A 20,535-nucleotide genomic window follows, 5' to 3' on the forward strand; every position below is an offset into this window, starting at 1 on the left:
GCCGTTCATGGTCATGGAGACGCTCACCTTGTCCAGCGGGATCTGGTCGAACAGGATCTTCATGTCCTCCACGCTGTCGATGGCCACGCCGGCCTTGCCGACGTCGCCGGTGACGCGTGGATGGTCGCTGTCGTAGCCGCGGTGGGTGGCCAGGTCGAAGGCGACGCTCACGCCCTGCCCGCCTGCTGCGAGCGCCTTGCGATAGAAGGCGTTCGATTCCTCGGCGGTCGAGAACCCGGCGTACTGGCGGATGGTCCAGGGGCGCACGGCGTACATGGTGGCCTGCGGGCCGCGCAGGTAGGGCTCGAAGCCGGGCAGCGTGTCGGTGTACTTCAGGCCCTGCAGGTCGGCCGCGGTGTAGAGCGGCTTGACGGTGATGCCGTCGGGGGTCAGCCAGTTGAGCGCGTTCAGGTCGCCACCGGGTGCGGACTTGGCCGCGGCCTGGGTCCAGGCGTCGAGGGTGGAGGACTTGAAAGTGGGTTCTGAAGGTGTGCTCATGTACGCCGCCTGGCTGGAATTCAAGAAGGTGGCCGCGAGTATACCCGAGCCGTAATTATTAATTCATAACCCAGTTTTGCGGTACATTTCGCGCATGTCTGCCGCAACCCTCACTCCCCGCGCCCTTTATGAAGAGGTGGCAGAACTGCTGCGCCAGCGCATCTTTCGCCGTGAACTGGAGCCCGGCAGCTGGATCGACGAACTCAAGCTGGCCGAGGAATACGGTATCAGCCGCACCCCACTACGGGAAGCCCTGAAGGTGCTGGCCGCGGAGGGCCTGGTGACGATGAAGGTGCGCCGCGGCGCCTACGTGACCGAGGTGTCGGAGAAGGACCTGGCGGACGTCTACCACCTGTTGAGCCTGCTGGAGAGCGATGCCGCCGGCGTCGTGGCACAACGCGCAACCGACGCGCAGGTCGAGGAGCTGAAGGCGCTTCATGCCGAACTCGAAGCCGCGGCCCGACCGGGCCACGTCGACCGCGAGCGCTTCTTCGCCATCAACGAGCGCTTTCACATGCGCCTGCTCGCCATGGCCGACAACCGCTGGCGCGACCAGATGGTGGCCGACCTGCGCAAGGTGATGAAGCTGAATCGCCACAACTCACTGCTGAAGTCGGGGCGCATCGGCGAGTCGCTGAGCGAGCACCGCGCGATCATGGCGGCGCTGGTCGACCGTGACGCGGAGGCAGCCATGGCCCGCATGCGGGAGCACTTCAACAGCGGGCTTGAAGCTGCAGCCTGATACCGCTTTGCATCCAAGCGCAGAACAGGGCGGAGCGCCGCAGACAGTGCCGTGGCACGGCAAGCCGATCCAACGCAGTGATGCGGTTGAAGGCGAAGTCGTATGCAGAATTGCGCGTTCCGCAGGGGACATGCTCGTGGCCTCCCCGAGGCGAAGCCCTGACTTTTGCTTGCACAATAGTCGCTTCGTTTGATCCTGCGGCGGCGCGATGCCGTGCGCATATTGAAAGCAATCTGAATGAGTAGCGTGGTCGTGACCGGAGCGGGCTCCGGCATAGGGGCGGCGACCTGCAGGCGCTTGGCGGCGCAAGGCATCGACCTTGTGATCCACACCGGAAGCCAGCGCGAGGGCGCGGAGGCCGTCGCGGCGCAGTGCCAGGGCGTGCGCAGCCGTATCGTGGTCGGCGACATGGCGGCGCCCGACACGGTCGTCGCCTTGCTTGACGCGGCCAAGGAACTGGGCGGACTGCGCGGCGTGGTTGCCAATGCCGGTTTTGCCGATCGCCGCACGCTGGCGGAACTCGACGACGACATCGTCAGCCGCTCGCTGCAGACCATGGTCGTATCGCTCGCGCACCTCTTGCGCAGAAGCCTGCCGATGTTGCAGGAAGCCGGCGGGCTCGGGCGCTTCGTAGCGGTGAGTTCATTCGTCGCCCACCGCTTCACGCTCGCTGCATCCACCTTCCCCGCGACCGCAGCGGCCAAGGCGGGCATCGAAGCGCTGGTCAAGGCCGCCGCCGCGGAATCCGCAGGCATGGGCGTGACGGTCAACGCGGTCGCACCCGGCTACGTCCGCAAGGACCGCCCCAAGTCCGGCGCCCTGAGCGACGCCCAGTGGCAGCAGGCCCTGCAGCGCGTGCCCGCGGGCCGGCTGGCCACGCCGGACGACATCGCCGCACCCATCGCCTTCCTGCTGAGCCCCGAGGCCGGCTACATCACCGGGCAGGTGATCCATGTCGATGGCGGCATGACGCTCTGAATTTTTTGACCCCAACCTCGATGGAGAACTACGCATGACAAACCGTCGCCAATTCATGACCCACGTTGCCATGGCCAGCGCCGCCACGGCCTGGAGCCACAACGTGTTCGCGCAGCAGCCCGACGCCACTGAGAGCGCCTGGGCGCGCATCAACCGCACCAAGGTGATCCGCATGGGCGCGGTCGCGGGCGCGGCGCCCTACTATCACAAGGACCTGGCTTCGGGCGAGTGGAAGGGCTTCATGATCGACTTCGGCAAGGGCCTGGCCGACAGCATGAAGGCCAAGCTGGAGATCAACGAGACAACCTGGGGCAACTCGGTGCTCGACCTGCAGTCGAACAAGATCGACGTGTTCTTCGGCCTGAACCCGACGCCGGCGCGCGCCCTGGTGGTCGACTTCTCCGACCCGCTGTTCAACAACGCCTTCGTGCTGTTGGCACGCAAGGACTTCAACCCGAAGACCTGGGAAGAGATCAACAAGCCCGAGGTCAAGATCGCGGTGGACATCGGCTCCTCGCACGACCAGATGATCTCCAAGGTCTGCCCAAACGCTTCGATCATCCGCCTGGAAAAGGCCGCCGATGCCACGCTGGCCGTGCAGACCGGCCGCGCCGATTGCCAGGTGCTGGCCGTGGTGCTCGCGCTCACCGTCATCAGCAAGAACCCGACGATCGGCCACCTCGTGCTGCCGACGCCGACGCAGGCCACCACCACCAACCTCGGCTTCCGCAAGGAGGCCGATCACCAGTGGAAGGACTACGTCAACAAGTGGATCGCACAGACGCGCGCGAGCGGCAAGGTCAAGGACGTGGTGCTGTCGAACATGCAGGCGCTGTCCGGCGTGAAGCCGGATCAGATTCCGCCGACCATCAGCTTCTGACGCCGAGAGACCGCCGTGTACCAATGGGACTTTGGATTTCTCTGGGGCTTTCGTGACCTGCTCCTGACAGGCCTGCTCTACACGGCGGGCTACACCGTGATCTGCACGGCGCTGGGCCTGTTGATCGGGCTGGTGGTGGCGATGGGGCGGCTGGCCAAGCCGGTCTGGGTGCGCGGCCCGTTGCGCGCCTATGTGGAAGTGTTCCGCTGCACGCCGGTGCTGGTGCAGTTGGTGTGGTTCTACTACGCGCTGCCGGTGCTGACCGGCATCCAGATCTCGCCGGCGCTGGCGGCCATCCTGGCGCTGTCGCTCTACGGCGGCTCCTTCTATTCAGAGATCATCCGCGGCGGCATCATCTCGATCGACCCGGGCCAGAGCGAAGCCGCGCGCGCCATCGGCATGCGCCGTGCGCAGGTGATGCGGCGCGTGGTGTTGCCACAGGCCTTCCGGCGCATGGTGCCGCCGCTGCTGAACCAATCGATCATGCAGTTGAAGAACACCTCGCTGCTGTCGGTGCTCGCGCTGCCGGACCTGCTGTACCAGGGCCAGAGCATCGCCCACGAGACGTATCGCCCGCTCGAGACCTACACCATCGTCGCCCTCGCCTACTTCCTGGTGCTGCTGCCGGCCACGATCCTGGTCAAGCGCGCCGAGACGCGACTCTCCTCCACGGCCCACGCATGATGACGACTTCGACCACATCCATGATCGAGGTGAGCCACCTCGGCAAGCGCTTCGGCAGCAACCAGGTGCTGCGCGACGTGTCCCTGTCCGTCGAGAAGGGCCAGGCCGTGGCGCTGATCGGCCCCTCGGGCTCCGGCAAGTCGACGCTGCTGCGCTGCCTCAACCTGCTGACCGTGCCGGACGAAGGCACGGTGCGCATCGGGGAACAGTCGCTGACCTTTACCGGGGCGGCCACCAGGCTGCCGAAGGACGCGGTGCTGGCGGGCTTCCGCGCGCGTACCGGCATGGTGTTCCAGCACTTCAACTTGTTTCCGCACATGACGGTGCTTGGCAACGTCATGGAGGGGCCGGTGACCGTGTTGCAGCAGCCCAAGGCGCAGGCGGCCGAGAAGGCGCGTGCGCTGCTGGCCAAGGTGGGCATGGAACACAAGGCCGATGCCTGGCCGGATCAGTTGTCCGGCGGCCAGAAGCAGCGCGTGGCGATTGCGCGTGCGCTGGCGATGGAGCCGAAGGTGATGCTGTTCGACGAAGTCACCTCCGCGCTCGACCCCGAACTGGTCGGCGAAGTGCTGCGCGTGATCCAGTCGCTGGCCGAGGAAGGCATGACGATGCTGCTGGTGACGCACGAGATGGCCTTTGCGCGTGACGTCGCGCACCGTGTGGCCTTCATGCGGGACGGCGTGATCGTCGAGTACGGGCCGGCAAGGCAGGTGATCGAGGCGCCGCGGGAGGCGGCGACGCAGGCCTTTTTAGCGCGCTTCCACGAAGGCCGGCCGGCGCGCTGAAGGTCAGGCTCCCGCCTTCAATTCACCGCCTCGCGCACAGCCTCACCGGCGTGCGCCAGCGCCATGACCTCGTGCGGCGATGTGCCCTTGAGCTTGTGGTCGCTCCAGACCTGGCGCCAGCGGCGGGCGCCGGGGAGGCCATTGCGCAGGCCCAGCATGTGACGGGCGATGTTGGACCAGGGGGTGCCGTATTCGGCGGACTCTCGGGCCATGTAGTCGCACATCTGCCGCTCGACTTCTTCGCGCGTGAGCTCGCGTTCCGTTTCGCCGAAGAAGCCTGCGTCCCATTCGGCCAGCCACCAGGGGTTGTGATAGGCCTCACGACCGATCATCACACCGTCCAGCAGGCGCAGTTGCGAATGGACTTCGGCGTTGTCGGCGATGCCGCCATTGATGGAAATGCGCAGGTCGGGGAAATCGTGCTTGAGGCGGTGCACCAGGGCGTAGCGCAGGGGCGGCACCTCGCGGTTCTGCTTGGGTGACAGGCCCTTGAGCCAGGCATTGCGGGCGTGGACGATGAAGGTGTTGCAGCCGGCTTCGCGCACCGTGCCGACGAAGTCGCGCACGAAGGCGTAGCTCTCGGTCTTGTCGATGCCGATGCGGTGCTTGACCGTGACCGGCACGTCGACCACGTCGACCATGGCTTTCACGCAATCGGCCACCAGTTGCGGCTCCTGCATCAGGCAGGCACCGAAGGCGCCGCGCTGCACGCGCTCGCTGGGGCAACCGCAGTTGAGGTTGATCTCGTCGTAGCCCCACTCCTCGCCCAGCTTGGCGCAATGGGCCAGGTCGGCGGGTTCGCTGCCGCCCAGTTGCAGGGCGACCGGGTGCTCCTCGGCGTTGAAGCGCAGGTGGCGCGGCACGTCGCCATGCACCAGGGCGCCGGTGGTCACCATCTCGGTGTAGAGCAAGGTGCGGCGGCTCAGCAGGCGGTGGAGGAAGCGGCAGTGACGGTCGGTCCAATCCATCATCGGGGCGACACTGACCCTCATCGAATCAAGCTGTTGATTGGATTGGCTTTTTTCAGGCATTGGCGGTCACGGGATCGATGGTGTGCGAAGACGGGTGCACACGAGGTGCACACGCAGGCCTCCATTCTCCCAGCTACCCGGCAGGACGGCGCCGCGCCGGGCCGAACGTCAGCGTCGGCGGTTGCTGCGGATCAGCAGGGCGCCCTGCACCGGATCGAGCAGGTCGATGGCGCCGACGACACAGAGCACGCCGTTGCGGCCGAGCAGGTTGACGTCATGGCGCTTCGGCGTGTCGAGGATGAAAACGAAGGCGTTGAGCGAGGCCATCATGGCCTTCTGGTCGGTGGGCAATAGCACCTCGTGCGCGCCAAGCGCGAGTGCGTCCTCGGCCTTCGACGGCGATGTGGTGATGACGGTGACCTGTGCGCCCAGTGCGACGGCGAGCTTCACGCCCATGTGGCCGAGGCCGCCGAGGTCCGACCTCGATGCCGGCCCGGTGACCGTGACCCTGCCCGATGCGGGCCAACGCTTCATGTCGATGCAGTCCTTCAACGAGGACCATGACCCGCCCGCCGTGGTCTATCGCACGGGGGACTACACCCTGAGCCGCCAATCGGTCGGTACACGCTATGTGCTGGTCGGCATCCGCACGCTGGTGGATCCGACCGATCCTGAAGACATGCGCCAGGCCCATGCGTTGCAGGATGCCATTGTGGTACGCCAGGCCGCGGCAGGAAGCTTCGACATCCCGCGCTGGGACCCGGTGAGCCAGAAGAAGGTGCGCGACGCGCTGCTCGTGCTCGGCTCGACCGTGCCGGACCTCAAGCGTTCCTTCGGCCTGCCCGGCCAATTCGACCCGGTGCGCCACCTGATTGCCTCGGCCACGGCATGGGCGGCAACCCGGAGCGGGATGCCACCTACCTCTCCGTCACGCCGGCGCGCAACGATGGCCGCACGGTCCATAGCGCTTGTCGATGCGTTTCGTGTCAGGGCGAGGCGCGGACCACAGCAATACCGCTCACCCGGGATGGCCCGAATCTGTCATGTTCCAAACAGACACACGCACGCCTCGCTTCCAGACTACTGGCCATGCGCTTACGCCCCACTTGAACCTGGCCCCGATGCGCCTTGCCCCAGAAAGTCCTCATGCCCACTCCTGCCGCCCTGCGCAAGCTGTCCCTGCCCGTCATCGGCTCGCCGCTCTTCATCATCAGCAACCCGGAGCTTGTCATCGAGCAATGCAAGGCCGGCATCATCGGATCCATGCCGGCTCTCAATGCGCGGCCGGCGTCCCAGCTCGACGAATGGCTGGCCCAGATCACCGAGGCCCTGACCGCCCACAACCGGGCTCATCCGGAAGGGCCCGCCGCGCCGTTTGCCATCAACCAGATCGTGCACAAGAGCAACGACCGGCTCGAACACGACATGGCGCTGTGCGCGAAGTACAAGGTCCCCGTGGTGATCACCTCGCTTGGCGCCCGCAGCGACGTCAACGATGCGGTGCACGGGTGGGGCGGCATCGTGCTGCACGACGTCGTCAGCGACAGGTTTGCCCGCAAGGCGATCGAGAAGGGGGCTGACGGCCTGATCGCCGTGGCGGCCGGTGCGGGAGGACACGCCGGCACCACCAGTCCCTTCGCGCTGGTACAGGAGATCCGCGAATGGTTCGATGGACCCCTCGCCTTGAGCGGCTCCATCGCAAGCGGTCGCGCGATCCTCGCGGCGCAGGCGCTCGGCGCGGACTTCGCCTACATCGGCTCGGCCTTCATCGCCACGGAAGAAGCGCGTGCAGACAACAGCTACAAGCGGATGATCGTCGAGAGCAGCAGCCAGGAGATCGTCTACTCCAACCTCTTCACCGGCGTGCATGGCAACTACCTGCGCGGCTCCATCGTGAATGCTGGCATGGACCCGGACAAGTTGGCCGGGAGCGACCCCAGTGCCATGGACTTCGGCAGTGGCAGCAAGGCATGGAAGGACATCTGGGGCTCGGGGCAAGGCATCGGCACGGTCAAGGAAGTGCTGCCGGCGCGCGCATTGGTGAAGCGCCTGCGCAGGGAGTACATCGAGGCCCGGCAGCAGATCGTGGCCGAATGCGCGACGGCGGACCGGAGCGCCGCGACGCTCTGACGCGGCTGCGTTAACGAGGGCGCCGTGCGGCGTCAGCTGTCGTCGGCCAGCCTGCGCAAGGCGGCAGGCTCCACGATCACGAAGTGCGAGTAGGTCATGCGGATGAGCCCCTGGGCCTCGAGCTGCTTGAGTTCGCGATTGATCACCGGCCGCGAGCAACCGACCATGTCCGCGAATTCATCCTGTGACAGCTTCAGTGAAATCTCCAGCCCGCCGTCGCGCGGCAGGCCATAGGGCGCGGCCAGGTGCAGCAGGGCACTGGCGCAACGCTGCGTGAGCGGCTTCAGCGTGTTCTGCGACAACTCGAGGAAGGTGAGCCGCGCGCGCAAGCACAGCAGGCGCATCAGCGCCATGGCCAGGCCGGGCTCGGTCTGCAGGGCTTCGTGGATCTGCGCCCGTCGCATCATCAGCAACAAGGTCGGCACGTGCGCGGCGGCGTCGTGCAGGGCCAACTGCTCATCCAGCACGGGAACTAGGTGCATCAGTTGACCCGGCTCCAGGTAGCGCACGATGTGCCGCTTGCCAGTGCTCGTCGTGGTGCTGACGGTCAGCGTTCCATCGACAACCAATGACAAGTGCTCGACCGGGTCGCCGGCAAGATTCAGCACTTCACCCTTCTGCAGCAGGCGCAGCTGGCCATGCGCCAGCAGGGACTCGCGCGTCTCGGGCCGGCAGCCGCCGAACCAGGCATTGCGCTCCAGCATCGCCGCAGCCAATGCACGTTGTCCCTCGCTCGGGATGCTCGCATCTAGTGCGTTCTTCGCTGATTTGCCCATGTGGACTCCGGGACCGAGACACGTACTTATACATGGACCAACCGTTGCGTTCGGAATCTGTTGCCTCCCTGACAGATTTGTTCGCGATGGATTTCTAGACTCCCCTGCAGCGCTTCGAACCAAGGCTCCCGCGAAGCAAGCGGGCACCGCCACGTGCGCCGAGCGCCCCCTCTACCGACTACGAGACAACGCCCATGAACATGCCCTCCGCTCCCTCGCCCTTGATGGTCCCCAACCCGCCCGGCGGACCCAGCGCCAGCGCTTTGCTGAAGTCGCTGCAGGACGCCGGCGTCACCCACGCCGTCACCGTGCCGGACTTCGTGCAGTTCGCCCTGCACGACAAGATCTTCGCCGCCGACTCGGGCATCGCCAGCGTGCTGGCCTGCGCCGAGGACCAGGCCCTGACGACGGCCACCGGCCTGCACATCGGCGGCGCCGTGCCGGTGGTGATGGTGCAGAACCAGGGGATGTTCAAGGTGGCCAACACGCTGCGCGCCACCTGCATCGACGCCGGCATCCCCATGGTCTTCTTCGTGGGTCAGTTCGGCCGCGAGGCCGGCAACGTCGGCAAGCCGATGAGCGAATCGGGCCGCAGCATGGTCCGCCTGCTCGAACCCACGATGCAGGCCATGGGCGTTCGCTGCTTCGTGGTCGACGACGACGCCGACATCCCGCAAGTGGCCGAGGCCTTCGCCCACGCGAAGAGTGCCGAGACCGCCGCCGTCGTGGTGATCGGCCGCCACGTCACCTGGAACTGATGCACGAAGCGAGACGCACGATGAACACCTCCACCCTCCCGTTCACCCTTGGCAGCGCCAGCGCGGCCCTCATCAACGCCCGCCACGCCTGCGCGCCCGATGCGGTGCTGGTCTCCACCATGTCCGCCATGTTCGCCCTCGACATGCTCGGCGAAACACGTCGCCGCATCGACTCGGTGCCGCTCATGGGCGGTGCTGGCGGCATCGGCCTGGGCCTGTCGCTGGCCCGCCCCGACGTGCCCGTCGTCGTCATGGACGGCGACGCCAGCCTGCTGATGGAACTGGGCACCCTGGCCACCGTGGCCCACAACGGCCCGCGCCGCTACCTGCATGTGGTGGTGAACAACGGCGTGCAGTTCAACGGCGCCACCAACTTCCCGTCCGTCAATGCGCAGCCCGGCGTGGACTTCGCCGCCATGGCGCTGGCCGCCGGCTATGCACGCGCCCGCCGCATCGACAACCATGCGGATTGGGTCGCGGCGCTGCCGGAGTTGCTGGCCGCCGAGGGTCCGAGCTTCGTCGACCTCGTCGTCGCGGCCGAGCGCCCGATGGTGGGCGCGCAACGTCCGCAACCCATCCTGCCCGATGTGCAGTTCGTGCGCATGCGCATGGGATCGCGCCGCCTGGCCGCCGAACTCGCCGCTTGAGGAGGACACCATGAACACCGATACCTACGACTACATCGTGGTGGGCGCCGGCTCCGGCGGTGCCGCGGCCGCGGCCCGCCTGTCCGAATCCGGCAAGCACAGCGTGCTGCTGCTCGAAGCCGGTCCGCCCGACAAGAACATCTGGACGCGCATCCCGCTCGGCGTGGCCAAGGTGCTGGAACAGGCCAAGGTGACGCGCAGCTTCTTCACCGAGCCCGATCCCAACATGGACAACCGCAAGATCTACTGGCCGCGCGGCTGGGTGGTCGGCGGCTCGTCCACGGTGAACGGCATGATCTGGGTGCACGGCACGCCGCGCGAATACGACCTCTGGGCCGAGGACGGCTGCCCCGGCTGGGCCTACAAGGACCTGCAGCCCTGGTTCAAGAAGATCGAGAGCTTCCAGGGCGGCGACGACGCGACGCGCGGCCGCAAGGGCCCTGTGACGATCACCGAGTACAAGCCCGTCGACGGCATGCCCGATGCCTTCCTCGATTCGATCCAGCAGGCCGGCATCGCGCCACGCGTGAAGGACTACAACGCGCGTGGCTTCGGCGGCAGCTACTTGCAGTTCAACACCCGCAACGGCGTGCGCTGCAACACGCGCATGGCCTACCTGGACGAGGCCACCCAACGCCCTAACCTGACGCTGCTGACCGGCGCCATGGTGGGCCGCGTAGTGATCGAGAACAAGCGCGCCGTCGGCGTGGCGGCCAAGGTCGACGGCAAGGACGTGCAGTTCAAGGCGCGCAGGGAAGTGATCCTGAGCGGCGGCGCGTTCAACTCGCCGCAATTGCTTGAGTTGTCGGGGATCGGCCGCCGCGACGTGCTCGCCGCTGCCGGCGTGCCCTTGCTGCACGAGTTGCAAATGGTCGGCGAGAACCTGAGCGAGCACGTCTACAGCCCGCTCATGTACCGCTCCAGGGCAGAGGTCAGCTGGAACTCCGGCCTCGGCTCGCCAATGGGCCAGGCCAAGCTGGGCCTGCAGTGGCTGACCACCCGCAAGGGGCCGATGGCCACCTCGTCCATCACCGCCCAGGCCTTCGTGCCGCTGACGCCCGATCGCAAGGACGCCGAGATCAAGCTGCAGGTGCAGCAGCTCTCCATCTCCAACAACCGCGGCGCCGGCAAGCTCAAGCCGGACACCTTCCCCGGCGTCACGCTGGCCTCGTTCCAGATCCGCCCGCGCTCGCGTGGCTCCTGCCACATTGCCAGCAGCAATCCGACGGCGGACCCGATCCTGTTCTCGCGCCACTTCACGCACGACGACGACATCCACCACTGCCTGACCGCGTTGCGCATGTCGCGGCGCATCGCCGAGACCGGCCCGATGGCCCGCCTGCTCGAAGAAGAAGTGCGCCCCGGCGGCAAGGCCGCGAGCGACGAGGACCTCATCGCCTACCTGCGCGCCACCGGCGCCACCGCCTGGCACCCGCTGGGCACCTGCCGCATCGGCAGCGACGCGAGCCAGTCGGTCGTCGACCCGCAACTGCGCGTGCACGGCATCCAGGGCCTGCGCATCGCCGACGCCTCGGTGATGCCCACCATCGCCTCGACCAACACCAACGCCATCTCGATCGCCATCGGCGAGCGCGTTGCGGACTTCATCCAGCGTGGCGCCTGAGCGGCACCCCTCACAACCCAAGACTTACGGAGACACATCGATGACCCAACCCTGGCACAAGAGCTACCCCGAAGGCGTTGCCCACACGGTGGACGTAGCACCCTTCCCCTCACTGGTGCACCTGCTGGACGACGCACTCCAGCGCCACGCCGCGCGCCCGGCCATCATGAGCATGGGCCGCAGCACCAGCTTCGCCGAACTGGACCTGATGAGCCGGCGCTTTGCCGCCTGGTTGCAAAGCCAGGGCGTGGCCAAGGGCGACCGCGTGGCGCTGATGATGCCCAACCTCATGCCCTTCGCCGTCGTGGCGCTGGGCACCTTGCGCGCCGGTGCGGTGCTGGTCACGGTCAATCCGCTGTACACGCCGCGCGAACTGGCCCACCAGATCAAGGACAGCGGCGCCAGGACGCTGGTGGTGTTCGAAGCCTTTGCCGCCACCGTGGCCCAGGCCATTGAAAGCGCGCCGGTCGATCGGCTGGTGGTGGTCGGCACCGGCCTCGCGGGCATGCAGCCGGTTGCATTGCCTGGGCAGATCGGCTTCATGCAGACGCTGCAAGCCGGCGCGCTCGTGCCCTTCAAGCCGGTGGAACTCAACCCGCAGGACCTCGCCTTGCTGCAATACACCGGCGGCACCACCGGCGTGAGCAAGGGCGCGATGCTGCTGCACGCGAACCTGATGGCCAACGTGGAGCAGATCGCCGAGTGGGTGAGCCCCTCGCTGCCCGCCGACTGGGTGGCTGGCAAGAACATCGCGTCCTTCCTGCCGCTGTATCACATCTTCGCGCTGACCTTCTGCCTGTTCTACGGCCTGCGCAGCGGCATGCAGAACATCATGGTGGCCAACCCGCGCGACCTGCCAAGTGCAGTGCGCGAACTGGGCGGGCAACCGATCCATGTGCTGCCGGGCGTCAACACGCTGTTCGGTGGCCTGGCGCACCACAAGGCCGTGCTCGACGGCATCCACCTGAAGGAACTTCGCCTGTGCGTGGGCGGCGGCACCGCCGTGCAGCAAGGCGTGGCCGACCGCTGGCTGGCCGCCACCGGCGTGCCGATCTGCGAGGGCTACGGACTCTCCGAAACCTCGCCCACGGTCAGCGTGAATATCACGACTGCCAAGCAATGGACCGGCACCATCGGCCTGCCGGTGCCCAACACCGAACTGTCGATCCGGGACGACGAGGGCCACGAGGTGCCCACCGGCGAACGCGGCGAGATCTGCGTGCGCGGCCCGCAGGTGATGGCCGGCTATTGGCAGCGCCCCGAAGACACGGCCCGCGCCATGACCGACGACGGCTTCTTCAAGACCGGCGACGTGGGCGTGATGGACGCGGGCGGCTTCGTGAAGATCGTGGACCGCAAGAAGGACATGATCCTGGTGAGCGGCTTCAACGTCTATCCCAACGAGATCGAGGACGTGGTCTCGACGCTGGCCGGCGTGGCCGAGAGCGCGGCCATCGGCGTGCCCGACGAGAAGAGCGGCGAGGCCGTGAAGCTCTTCCTCGTGAAGTCCGACCCGACCTTGACCGAGCAGCAGGTGGCCGAGCACTGCCGCAAGAACCTTACGGGCTACAAGAACCCGAAGCACATCGCGTTCATCGCAGAACTGCCCAAGTCGACCGTGGGCAAGGTGCTGCGTCGCGAGCTGCGCGCCTGACGACGCAACAGATCCTCAACCCCAAGAACAGAGATGGAGACTCTCATGCACAACCACACATTCAACATGGCGGCGCAAGGCCGGTCCACCCGATGAACGCGCAATTCCAACCACGGCGTGCCTGGGGCATTGCCTCGCTGCTGTTCATCTTCATGGCCGTCAACTTCGTCGACAAGACGGTCGTCGGCCTGCTGGCCGTGCCGATGATGGACGAGCTCAAGCTCACGCCCCAGGAGTTCGGCCTGGTGGGCAGCAGCTTCTTCTGGCTGTTCTCGATCGCGGGCGTGATCGGCGGCTTCATCTCCAACCGGGTCGCCACCACCGTCATGCTGCTGGTGATGGCCGTGGCCTGGTCGGTGTTCCAGTTGCCGATGGCGCTGTCGTCGAGCCTGGCGGTGCTGATCATCTCGCGCGTGCTGCTGGGCATTGCCGAGGGGCCGGCCTTTCCGGTGGCCGTGCATGCCTGCTACAAGTGGTTCCCGAGCGATCGGCGCAACGTGCCAGTGACGGTGTTTTCTCAAGGCGCCGGCGTGGGCCTGCTGCTGGCCGGCATCGGCATCCCGCTGATCACCGCGCATTGGGGCTGGCGCGCGAACTTCTACCTGCTGGGCGTCGTCGGCATCGTGTGGGCGGTGCTCTGGAAAGTCTTTGGCGGGGAAGGACAGATCGATACGGAGCACGCTGCCGCAAGCGCCGGCGTGCAGCAGGCGCGCCTGCCCTATCGCCGGCTGCTGCTGGACCGGACGGTGCTGGGCTGCTTCCTGCTGCACTTCGTCGCCTTCCTGTGCCTGGCCCTCAGCCTGACCTGGCTCCCGGCCTATCTGCAACGCGGCCTGGGCTTCAGCAACATCGAGTCGGGTCGCATCTATGCCGCCATCGTCGCGGTCGGTGTGCCGGCGGCGATTGGGGTGTCGTGGATCTCGCAGCGCATGCTGGCGCGCGGCGCGAGCTCGCGTGTGGCACGGGGCGTGTTCTCGGCGGTGCTGCTCATCGTCTCGGGCCTGGCCTTCGTGTGCCTGCTGTCGGACGCGTTGCCGGTGGTCTGGCGCATCGTCGCCATTGCCATGGCCATGAGCCTTTCGCCTGTCATCTATTCGCTGGGCCCGGCCATGCTGGCCGACGTGACGCCCGGTTCGCAGCGCGGCGCGGTGCTGGCCATCGACAACTCGATCGCCTCCCTTGCCGGCGTGGGCGCGCCGCTGCTGATGGGCTACTGGGTGCAGCACCTCGGCGGCGCCGCCGGCTATCACATGGGCTTTGCCGTGTGCGGTGTGCTGATGGTGGCGGGCGGCATCATCAGCGTGTGGATGATCAACCCCGAGCGCTCGGCGCGCAGCGTAGGACAAATGCGCCAGTTCGCGTAGGCGCAGCGCCCGCGACTTAGGGGCAAATGAGTTGGCACCTCGGTACATTGACCAGGGGCCGGAGAGCCATCATTGTTGGCGGCTTTCATCGAAAGGAAGATTCGGATGAAAGACTTGTCGAGACGTTCGGCGCTGGCCGCAGGATCGCTGCTTTTCGCAGGGGCGAGCACCGGACCGGCGCTGGCGGCCGATGGCACTGCAGCGCCAGGCACCAGCACCTACCAGCCGCCGGGCAACCCGCCCGTCCAACCCGTGGGCGGCCAGCCACCCAAGGGCGCGCCGCTCCCCTCCGGCGACCTGCAGTTCCAGATCAAGCGCCAGCGCGCCATGGAACTTGTTTGGTGGGCGGCGCCGGCCGTGGCGATCTACCGCTTCCGGGCCGCGGCCTTCGAAGACCTGGGCATGAAGGACAACGACATCATTGCCTACTCGCACACGGCCACGCCCAAGCTCGAAGCCATCACGGCCAATTCGAGCACGCCCTACCTCGGGGCCTACAGCGACTTGCAAAAGGGGCCGGTCGTGCTGGAAGTTCCCGCGACGGGGCCGGATGGCAGCCTCTACGGTCAGGTCGTCGACGCATGGCAGTTCACCATCGCGGACGTGGGTCCATCGGGCATGGACAAGGGCAAGGCCGCCAAGTACCTGTTCACGCCGCCCGGCTACAAAGGCAAGGTGCCGGCCGGGTACTTGCACGTTCCATCGCCCAGCTACCGCATCGCACTCGCGTTCCGGTCGGTGATTGGCAAGGGCAAGACGCAGGAGGATGCGTTCAACTACGCGCACCGCCTGCGCATGTACTACCTGTCGGAAGCCGGCAATCCGCCGAAGCAGAAGTTCGTCGACCCCTCGAACGAGCGCTACGCCACCATCCCCATCTACGACGAGCGCCACTTCAGCGACCTGCACGCCATCTTCAGCGTGGAGCCGGTCAAGGTGCAGGACAAGGTGATGATGGACATGCTCGCCTCGCTGGGCATCGAAAGGGGCAAGCCCTTCAAGCCCGACGACACCACCGTTCGTGCCATGCGCGAAGGCGCCGTCGCCGCGTGGGCCCACATCCAGTGGTGGTTCGATCACATCCCGGCCGATCGCCTGTACTGGCCCGACCGGCATTACGCGTCGCTCTTGATGGCGGACAGGAACCGCACCTTCACCTACGAATACGACGACCGCATCGATGTCATCTCACGTGCGGCGCAGTTCACCTGGTGCACCTATGTGCCCAAGGTCCTCAGCGACTCGCCGGCCACGCAATATTTGATGGGCATGGCCGACAAGGACGGCAAGCTGCTGGAAGCCGGCAAGACCTACAAGCTGACCATTCCCGCGAAGATGCCGGTGCGGCAGTTCTGGGCCCTGTCCGTCTACGACCGCGCCACCTTCGGCTTCATCTACACCGACTCCAGCCGTACCACCTTGTCGTCCTACGACATGGACAAGCTGAAGAAGAACGCGGACGGATCGATCACGCTGTACGTCGGACCCAAGGCGCCCGATGGTTGGGAGTCCAATCTGCTTCCCACCGCCGGCGTGCGCCCGCTGCCCGCGATGCGCCTCTATGGCCCCACGGACGAGATCAACAAGAAGATTTTCAAGATGAATGACTTCGAACTGGTCGGCTGAAGCCGCCGAGAAAGGAACCCATGAAAGTTGTGCTGCCAAAGATCGGCGCACCCGCGTGCGCTGCCTTGATCGCATTGACCTTGGCCGGCATGAATGCCTCGGCCGCTCCCAAATACGATGACCCGGTGCTGACGACAGCGTCCACGCCCGACATCGCCCAGAAAGGCATCGAGGCAGACGCCTACTCGCTCACCGTGATGGCCTACGCCTGGGGCTATCCGCTGGTGCGGATGGAGCGCACCATGCGCGAGTACGTCGAAGTGGAATCGCCCCGCCCGCCCACGAGCTATCGCGCCCCGCTGAACCAGATGGGCTGGGCCACACAGTTGGCCACGCCCGCCGCCAGGGACATGCCCACGGCCAACAACGACACGCTCTACACAAGCACGGTGCTCGACCTCGATCAACCGTACGTGGTCAGCGTCCCCGACACGCATGACCGCTACTACGTCATCGACGTGTTCAACATGTGGCAGGAACTGGAGCACTACATCGGCCGCCGCACGACCGGCACCAAGGCCGGCAAGTTCGTGCTGGTCCCGCCGGGTTGGAAAGGCACCTTGCCCAAGGATGCCAAGCGCCTCGACGTGACGACCCGCAAGGTCTGGCTGTGGGGACGCATCCAGGTCAAGGAAGGCGAGGATTCCAAGCCAGTGATTGCCCTGACGCAGCAGTTCTCGATCAAGCCGCTCGATGGCAAGGCGTCGGCCCGCAAGACGCTGGCGCCGCTCCCCGACATCCAGGGCAACGAGTTCGGCCTGTTCACCCAGCTGGCCGCCGCACTCAAGGACAACCCGGTGCGAACCACGGACAAGGCCCTGTACGGGCAGTTCGCCCGCATCGGCCTGACGGACAAGGGCTTCGATCCGGGCAAGCTCAACGAAGCTGCGTTGCGCGGCATGCGCCGTGCCATGCAGGACGCGCCCGCGGTGATCGCGTCCTCCGTCGTCGGTTCCTCCGAGGTGCGCAACGGCTGGAACTGGGTGAAGGGCCTGGACAACTTCGGCTTCAACTATCCCTTGCGGGCCGTGGTGGCCGGCCCGTACCTGGGCGGCCAGGGCGAGCGCGAAGCCATGTACCCGATCCGCTACACGGACAGCAAGGGGCAGGCGCTCAGCGGCGAGAAGAAGTACAGCGTGCGCTTCCCGTCCGACCCGCCGGTCAACGCCTTCTGGTCGCTCACCGTCTACAACGCGGACGACAAGATGCTGGTCGAGAACCCGATCAACCGCTTCAAGTACGGCTCGACCACGCAGGGCCTGGTGCGCGAGAAGGACGGCTCGTTCACGCTGACGATGCAGCGCGACAAGCCCGACAACACCGCCAACTGGGTGCCGACGCCGGCCGGCAACTTCTACCTGATCCTGCGCCTGTACCAGCCGAAGGAGGCACTGCTTCAAGGCCAGTGGCCGTTGCCGCAGGTGGACCCCGCGCCCTGAAGAACCCGCTTCATTTGCCTCACATCCGGAAAGGACGACGCCCATGCCCTCCACGCCCAACATCGTCGCCATCATGATCGACGACATGCCGCCGATGGACCTGTCCGCCTATCACCGGGGACTCGGCGCGGTGCACACGCCGAACATCGACAGCCTGGCGCGCGACGGCATGATGATCAGCGACTACTACGCACAGCCCAGCTGCACGGCGGGCCGGGCAGCCTTCATCACCGGCCAGTACCCGATACGCACCGGCCTGACATCGGTGGGGCAGCCTGGCGCCAACGTGGGGCTGCAGGACGGCGACGTGACGCTGGCCCAACTGCTCAAGGGGCGCGGCTATGCGACCGGCCACTTCGGCAAGCATCATTTGGGTGACCGCAACGAATACCTGCCGACGGTGCACGGCTTCGATGAGTTCTACGGCTTCCTCTACCACCTGAACATGATGGAGATGCCGGAGCAACCCACCTTCCCGAAGGATCCGGATTTCGTCGGGCGGCCCCGCAACGTGATCCATGCACTCGCTTCCGACAAGGACGATGCGACGGTCGATCCGCGCTGGGGCCGCGTCGGCAAGCAGGTCATCACCGACGACGGCGCATTGGGCACGGAGCGCATGAAGACCTTCGATGACCAGGTCACGACCCGGTCGATCGACTGGATGAAGAAGCAGGCAGCCGGCGGCACACCCTTCTTCCTGCTGTACACGCCTTCGCGCATGCACCAGCAGATCCACGTGAGCAAGGAGTGGGAGGGCAAGAGCGGCCACACCGCGTACTCCGACGCGGTACTGCATCTCGACAAGCTGGTCGGCGACCTGCTCCAGTCCATCGACGATGCCGGCGTGCGCGACAACACCATCGTGCTCTTCACCTCCGACAACGGCGTCAACCTGGCGCACTGGCCGATGGCCGGCACCGCGTCTTTCCGCGGCGAGAAGGGACTGACCTGGGATGGCGGCTTCCGCGTGCCGATGCTCGTGCGCTGGCCCGGGAAGATTGCCCCCGGTTCGTGGACCGGCGAGTTCATGACGAGCGAGGATTGGGTGCCGACACTGATGGCCGCCGTCGGGGACACTGCCTGCAAGGAGGACCTGCTCAAGGGCAAGACCATTGGCGGCAAGACCTTCAAGAATCACCTGGACGGCTACAACCAGCTGGAGATGCTGACGGTCCCTGGCGGCAAGTCGCGCCGGCGAGAGTTCTTCTACTTCGCGGAGACCAGCCTCAACGCCGTGCGTGTCGACGAATGGAAGATCCATCTTGCCGTCAAGAACGCCTGGCTGGGCGCAGCGGAGAAGATTCCTGGCGGGCTCATCGTCGACATCAAGCTCGATCCTTTCGAGCGCACGCCCGACACCGGCGGCCACCTGCTTTGGATGAAGGAGAAGAGCTGGCTGCTGCCCTTGCTGGCGCCGCCGATGAAGGCCTTCGCGCAGAGCATGAAGGACTTTCCGCCGTCGCAGGAAGGAACAGGCATCGGCGCCGCCGCCCTAATGCACGCGCTGTCGGAAAGCCCGAGCGCGGATTGACGGGCAAGGGCGCGCGCCACGAGGCGCAACGCCGAACATGAGATCGCTTCCTCCCGCACCAGCGAGGCTCGCTGGCGCCGGCCAGGTCGACGCCAGACCACCACCCTCCACCCGCCAGGGGTGGTGCCCATTTCCCCCCTCCGCGCGACCATACCTGCACGCATCCTCGCCCGGCTGGAGACAACGGCACGAGACGTGGTTGCGCCCCCGCGCCACCCGTCGCAAGCCGGGCTCGTGCCCTACGAGTCCCTGATCGCCGACAACGCGCCACTGCCCGATCGTTCCAGCGAAGGCAATGCGATGGCCGCCATCATCTACACCGGCGGCACCACGGGCTTTCCCAAGGGCGTGATGCTGTCGCATGACAACCTGGTGCTGGCCACCGTCACCTTCGCGATGGAATGCCCCTACGAGCAGGACACGATCTTCCTGCACGTCGCGCCGATGTTCCACCTGGCCGCGTTGAGCTCGATGTTCAGCTACACCTCGGCCGGCGCCACGCACGTGGTCGCGCCGAGCTTCGACCCCGCTCATCTGCAACATGATCGCGTCGGAGAAGGTCAACATGACGCTGATGGTGAAGACGATGATCGACTTCATCGACCGCTACTGCAGGCCGTGCCGACCGACGTGAGCTCGCTGCGCAAGATGATCTACGGCGCCGCGCCGATCTCCGAGGCGCTGCTGCGCCGCGTGATGAAGTCGCTGCCCAACGTGCAGCTCTTCCAGGGCTATGGCCAGACCGAGATGTCGGGTGGCGTGGTGGTGCTGCGCCCCGAGTTCCATGCGGTCGAAGGCCCCAACGCGCGCCTGCTGCGCGCGGCCGGACGCGCCAGCATGGCCGCGGAGATCCGCATCGTCGATGACGAGATGAACGAAGTGCCGCGCGGCACCGTCGGCGAGATCGTGGCCCGCGGTGCGACCGTGATGCTGGGCTACTGGAACAAGCCGGAGCAGACCCGCTCCGCCATCGTCGACGGCTGGCTGCGCAGTGGCGACGCGGGCTACATGGACGAGGAAGGCTTCGTCTTCATCGTCGATCGCCTGAAGGACATGATCGTCTCGGGTGGCGAGAACGTGTTCTCGGCCGAGGTGGAGAACGCCCTCGCCCGCCACCCCGCGGTGCTGGAATGCGCGGTGATCGGCATTCCTCACGCCCAGTGGGGCGAGTCGGTGCATGCGGAACTGCGCCTGCGCGACGGCTTCGAGGTGGACGAGGAGGCGCTGGGCATCCATTGCGCCGAGCTGATCGCGGGCTACAAGCGGCCGCGCTCGTTCAACTTCCGCACGGAACCGCTGCCGCTGTCGGCGGCGGGCAAGATCATCAAGAACGAGTTGCGCAAGCCGTATTGGGACGGCCAGGCACGCAGTATTGCCTGAGTCGCTGAAACCGCCCCAAGGGCAGCGGGGAAGAACGGGAACTGAGCGGGCGTTGCGAGCGCAAC

The 20,535-nt window shown here is 66.3% G+C and carries 19 protein-coding genes; 15 read left to right on the forward strand and 4 right to left on the reverse strand.

Annotated elements, in window-relative coordinates; genetic code table 11:
* Positions 1-498: methylmalonyl-CoA mutase family protein (locus WKW79_RS26610; RefSeq protein WP_340338234.1), on the reverse strand; the 498-nt coding region annotated here is incomplete at its 3' end.
* Between the two features lie 94 nt (positions 499-592).
* Here WKW79_RS26610 and WKW79_RS26615 point away from each other — a divergent pair.
* The 5 genes from WKW79_RS26615 to WKW79_RS26635 all read left to right on the forward strand — a co-directional run bounded on the left by WKW79_RS26615 (position 593) and on the right by WKW79_RS26635 (position 4,567).
* A complete protein-coding gene (locus WKW79_RS26615; RefSeq protein ID WP_340338235.1) occupies positions 593-1,240 on the forward strand; it encodes a GntR family transcriptional regulator in 648 nt (215 codons plus the stop codon).
* 237 nt (positions 1,241-1,477) lie between these two features.
* Positions 1,478-2,218, forward strand: coding sequence for an SDR family NAD(P)-dependent oxidoreductase (locus WKW79_RS26620; RefSeq protein ID WP_340338236.1), 741 nt, complete (start codon positions 1,478-1,480; stop codon positions 2,216-2,218).
* Between the two features lie 34 nt (positions 2,219-2,252).
* Entirely contained in the window at positions 2,253-3,098 is an 846-nt protein-coding gene (locus WKW79_RS26625) for a transporter substrate-binding domain-containing protein (RefSeq protein WP_340338237.1), read from the forward strand.
* 15 nt (positions 3,099-3,113) lie between these two features.
* Positions 3,114-3,782 carry an amino acid ABC transporter permease gene (locus WKW79_RS26630; protein WP_340338238.1) on the forward strand — a complete coding sequence of 223 codons (669 nt, stop codon included), beginning with the start codon at positions 3,114-3,116 and terminating at the stop codon, positions 3,780-3,782.
* Positions 3,779-4,567, forward strand: coding sequence for an amino acid ABC transporter ATP-binding protein (locus WKW79_RS26635; RefSeq protein ID WP_422823972.1), 789 nt, complete (start codon positions 3,779-3,781; stop codon positions 4,565-4,567). The genes WKW79_RS26630 and WKW79_RS26635 overlap by 4 nt, the downstream gene beginning before the upstream one ends.
* 17 nt (positions 4,568-4,584) lie before the next feature.
* Here WKW79_RS26635 and dusA read toward each other — a convergent pair whose 3' ends face one another.
* Together dusA and WKW79_RS26645 are read right to left on the reverse strand one after the other, a co-directional pair.
* Complete coding sequence (gene dusA / locus WKW79_RS26640) at positions 4,585-5,598, reverse strand: tRNA dihydrouridine(20/20a) synthase DusA (RefSeq protein ID WP_340338239.1); 1,014 nt, start codon at positions 5,596-5,598, stop codon at positions 4,585-4,587.
* A gap of 108 nt (positions 5,599-5,706) precedes the next feature.
* Positions 5,707-6,072, reverse strand: a complete 366-nt coding sequence (locus tag WKW79_RS26645; protein WP_422823973.1) for a zinc-binding dehydrogenase — start codon at positions 6,070-6,072, stop codon at positions 5,707-5,709.
* A 612-nt stretch (positions 6,073-6,684) separates the two neighbouring features.
* Here WKW79_RS26645 and WKW79_RS26650 point away from each other — a divergent pair.
* A complete protein-coding gene (locus WKW79_RS26650) occupies positions 6,685-7,668 on the forward strand; it encodes an NAD(P)H-dependent flavin oxidoreductase (protein ID WP_340338240.1) in 984 nt (327 codons plus the stop codon).
* A gap of 32 nt (positions 7,669-7,700) precedes the next feature.
* Here WKW79_RS26650 and WKW79_RS26655 read toward each other — a convergent pair whose 3' ends face one another.
* Complete coding sequence (locus WKW79_RS26655; RefSeq protein WP_340338241.1) at positions 7,701-8,444, reverse strand: Crp/Fnr family transcriptional regulator; 744 nt, start codon at positions 8,442-8,444, stop codon at positions 7,701-7,703.
* 194 nt (positions 8,445-8,638) lie between these two features.
* Between WKW79_RS26655 and WKW79_RS26660 the strand changes: the two genes are divergently transcribed.
* From WKW79_RS26660 to WKW79_RS26700, 9 genes are all read left to right on the forward strand, one after another.
* Positions 8,639-9,202 carry a thiamine pyrophosphate-binding protein gene (locus tag WKW79_RS26660; protein ID WP_340338242.1) on the forward strand — a complete coding sequence of 188 codons (564 nt, stop codon included), beginning with the start codon at positions 8,639-8,641 and terminating at the stop codon, positions 9,200-9,202.
* Positions 9,203-9,222: 20 nt separating this feature from the next.
* Entirely contained in the window at positions 9,223-9,849 is a 627-nt protein-coding gene (locus tag WKW79_RS26665; RefSeq protein WP_340338243.1) for a thiamine pyrophosphate-dependent enzyme, read from the forward strand.
* A 10-nt stretch (positions 9,850-9,859) separates the two neighbouring features.
* Positions 9,860-11,473, forward strand: a complete 1,614-nt coding sequence (locus WKW79_RS26670) for a GMC family oxidoreductase (RefSeq protein WP_340338244.1) — start codon at positions 9,860-9,862, stop codon at positions 11,471-11,473.
* A gap of 40 nt (positions 11,474-11,513) precedes the next feature.
* Positions 11,514-13,127, forward strand: a complete 1,614-nt coding sequence (locus WKW79_RS26675) for an AMP-binding protein (protein WP_340338245.1) — start codon at positions 11,514-11,516, stop codon at positions 13,125-13,127.
* Between the two features lie 92 nt (positions 13,128-13,219).
* Positions 13,220-14,491 (forward strand): MFS transporter, encoded by a 1,272-nt coding sequence (locus WKW79_RS26680; RefSeq protein WP_340338246.1) that lies wholly within the window; start codon positions 13,220-13,222, stop codon positions 14,489-14,491.
* A gap of 105 nt (positions 14,492-14,596) precedes the next feature.
* Positions 14,597-16,117 (forward strand): DUF1254 domain-containing protein, encoded by a 1,521-nt coding sequence (locus WKW79_RS26685; protein ID WP_340338247.1) that lies wholly within the window; start codon positions 14,597-14,599, stop codon positions 16,115-16,117.
* Positions 16,118-16,137: 20 nt separating this feature from the next.
* The gene (locus WKW79_RS26690) at positions 16,138-17,556 is read left to right on the forward strand and encodes a DUF1254 domain-containing protein (RefSeq protein ID WP_340338248.1); all 1,419 of its coding nucleotides are present in this window, start codon (positions 16,138-16,140) and stop codon (positions 17,554-17,556) included.
* Between the two features lie 43 nt (positions 17,557-17,599).
* A complete protein-coding gene (locus WKW79_RS26695; protein ID WP_340338249.1) occupies positions 17,600-19,090 on the forward strand; it encodes an arylsulfatase in 1,491 nt (496 codons plus the stop codon).
* A gap of 195 nt (positions 19,091-19,285) precedes the next feature.
* Entirely contained in the window at positions 19,286-20,470 is a 1,185-nt protein-coding gene (locus tag WKW79_RS26700) for an AMP-binding protein (protein WP_340338250.1), read from the forward strand.
* Positions 20,471-20,535: the final 65 nt, after the last annotated feature.

Origin of the sequence: Variovorax robiniae (assembly GCF_037889955.1) — a bacterium.
Classification (GTDB): Bacteria; Pseudomonadota; Gammaproteobacteria; order Burkholderiales; family Burkholderiaceae_C; genus Variovorax; species Variovorax robiniae.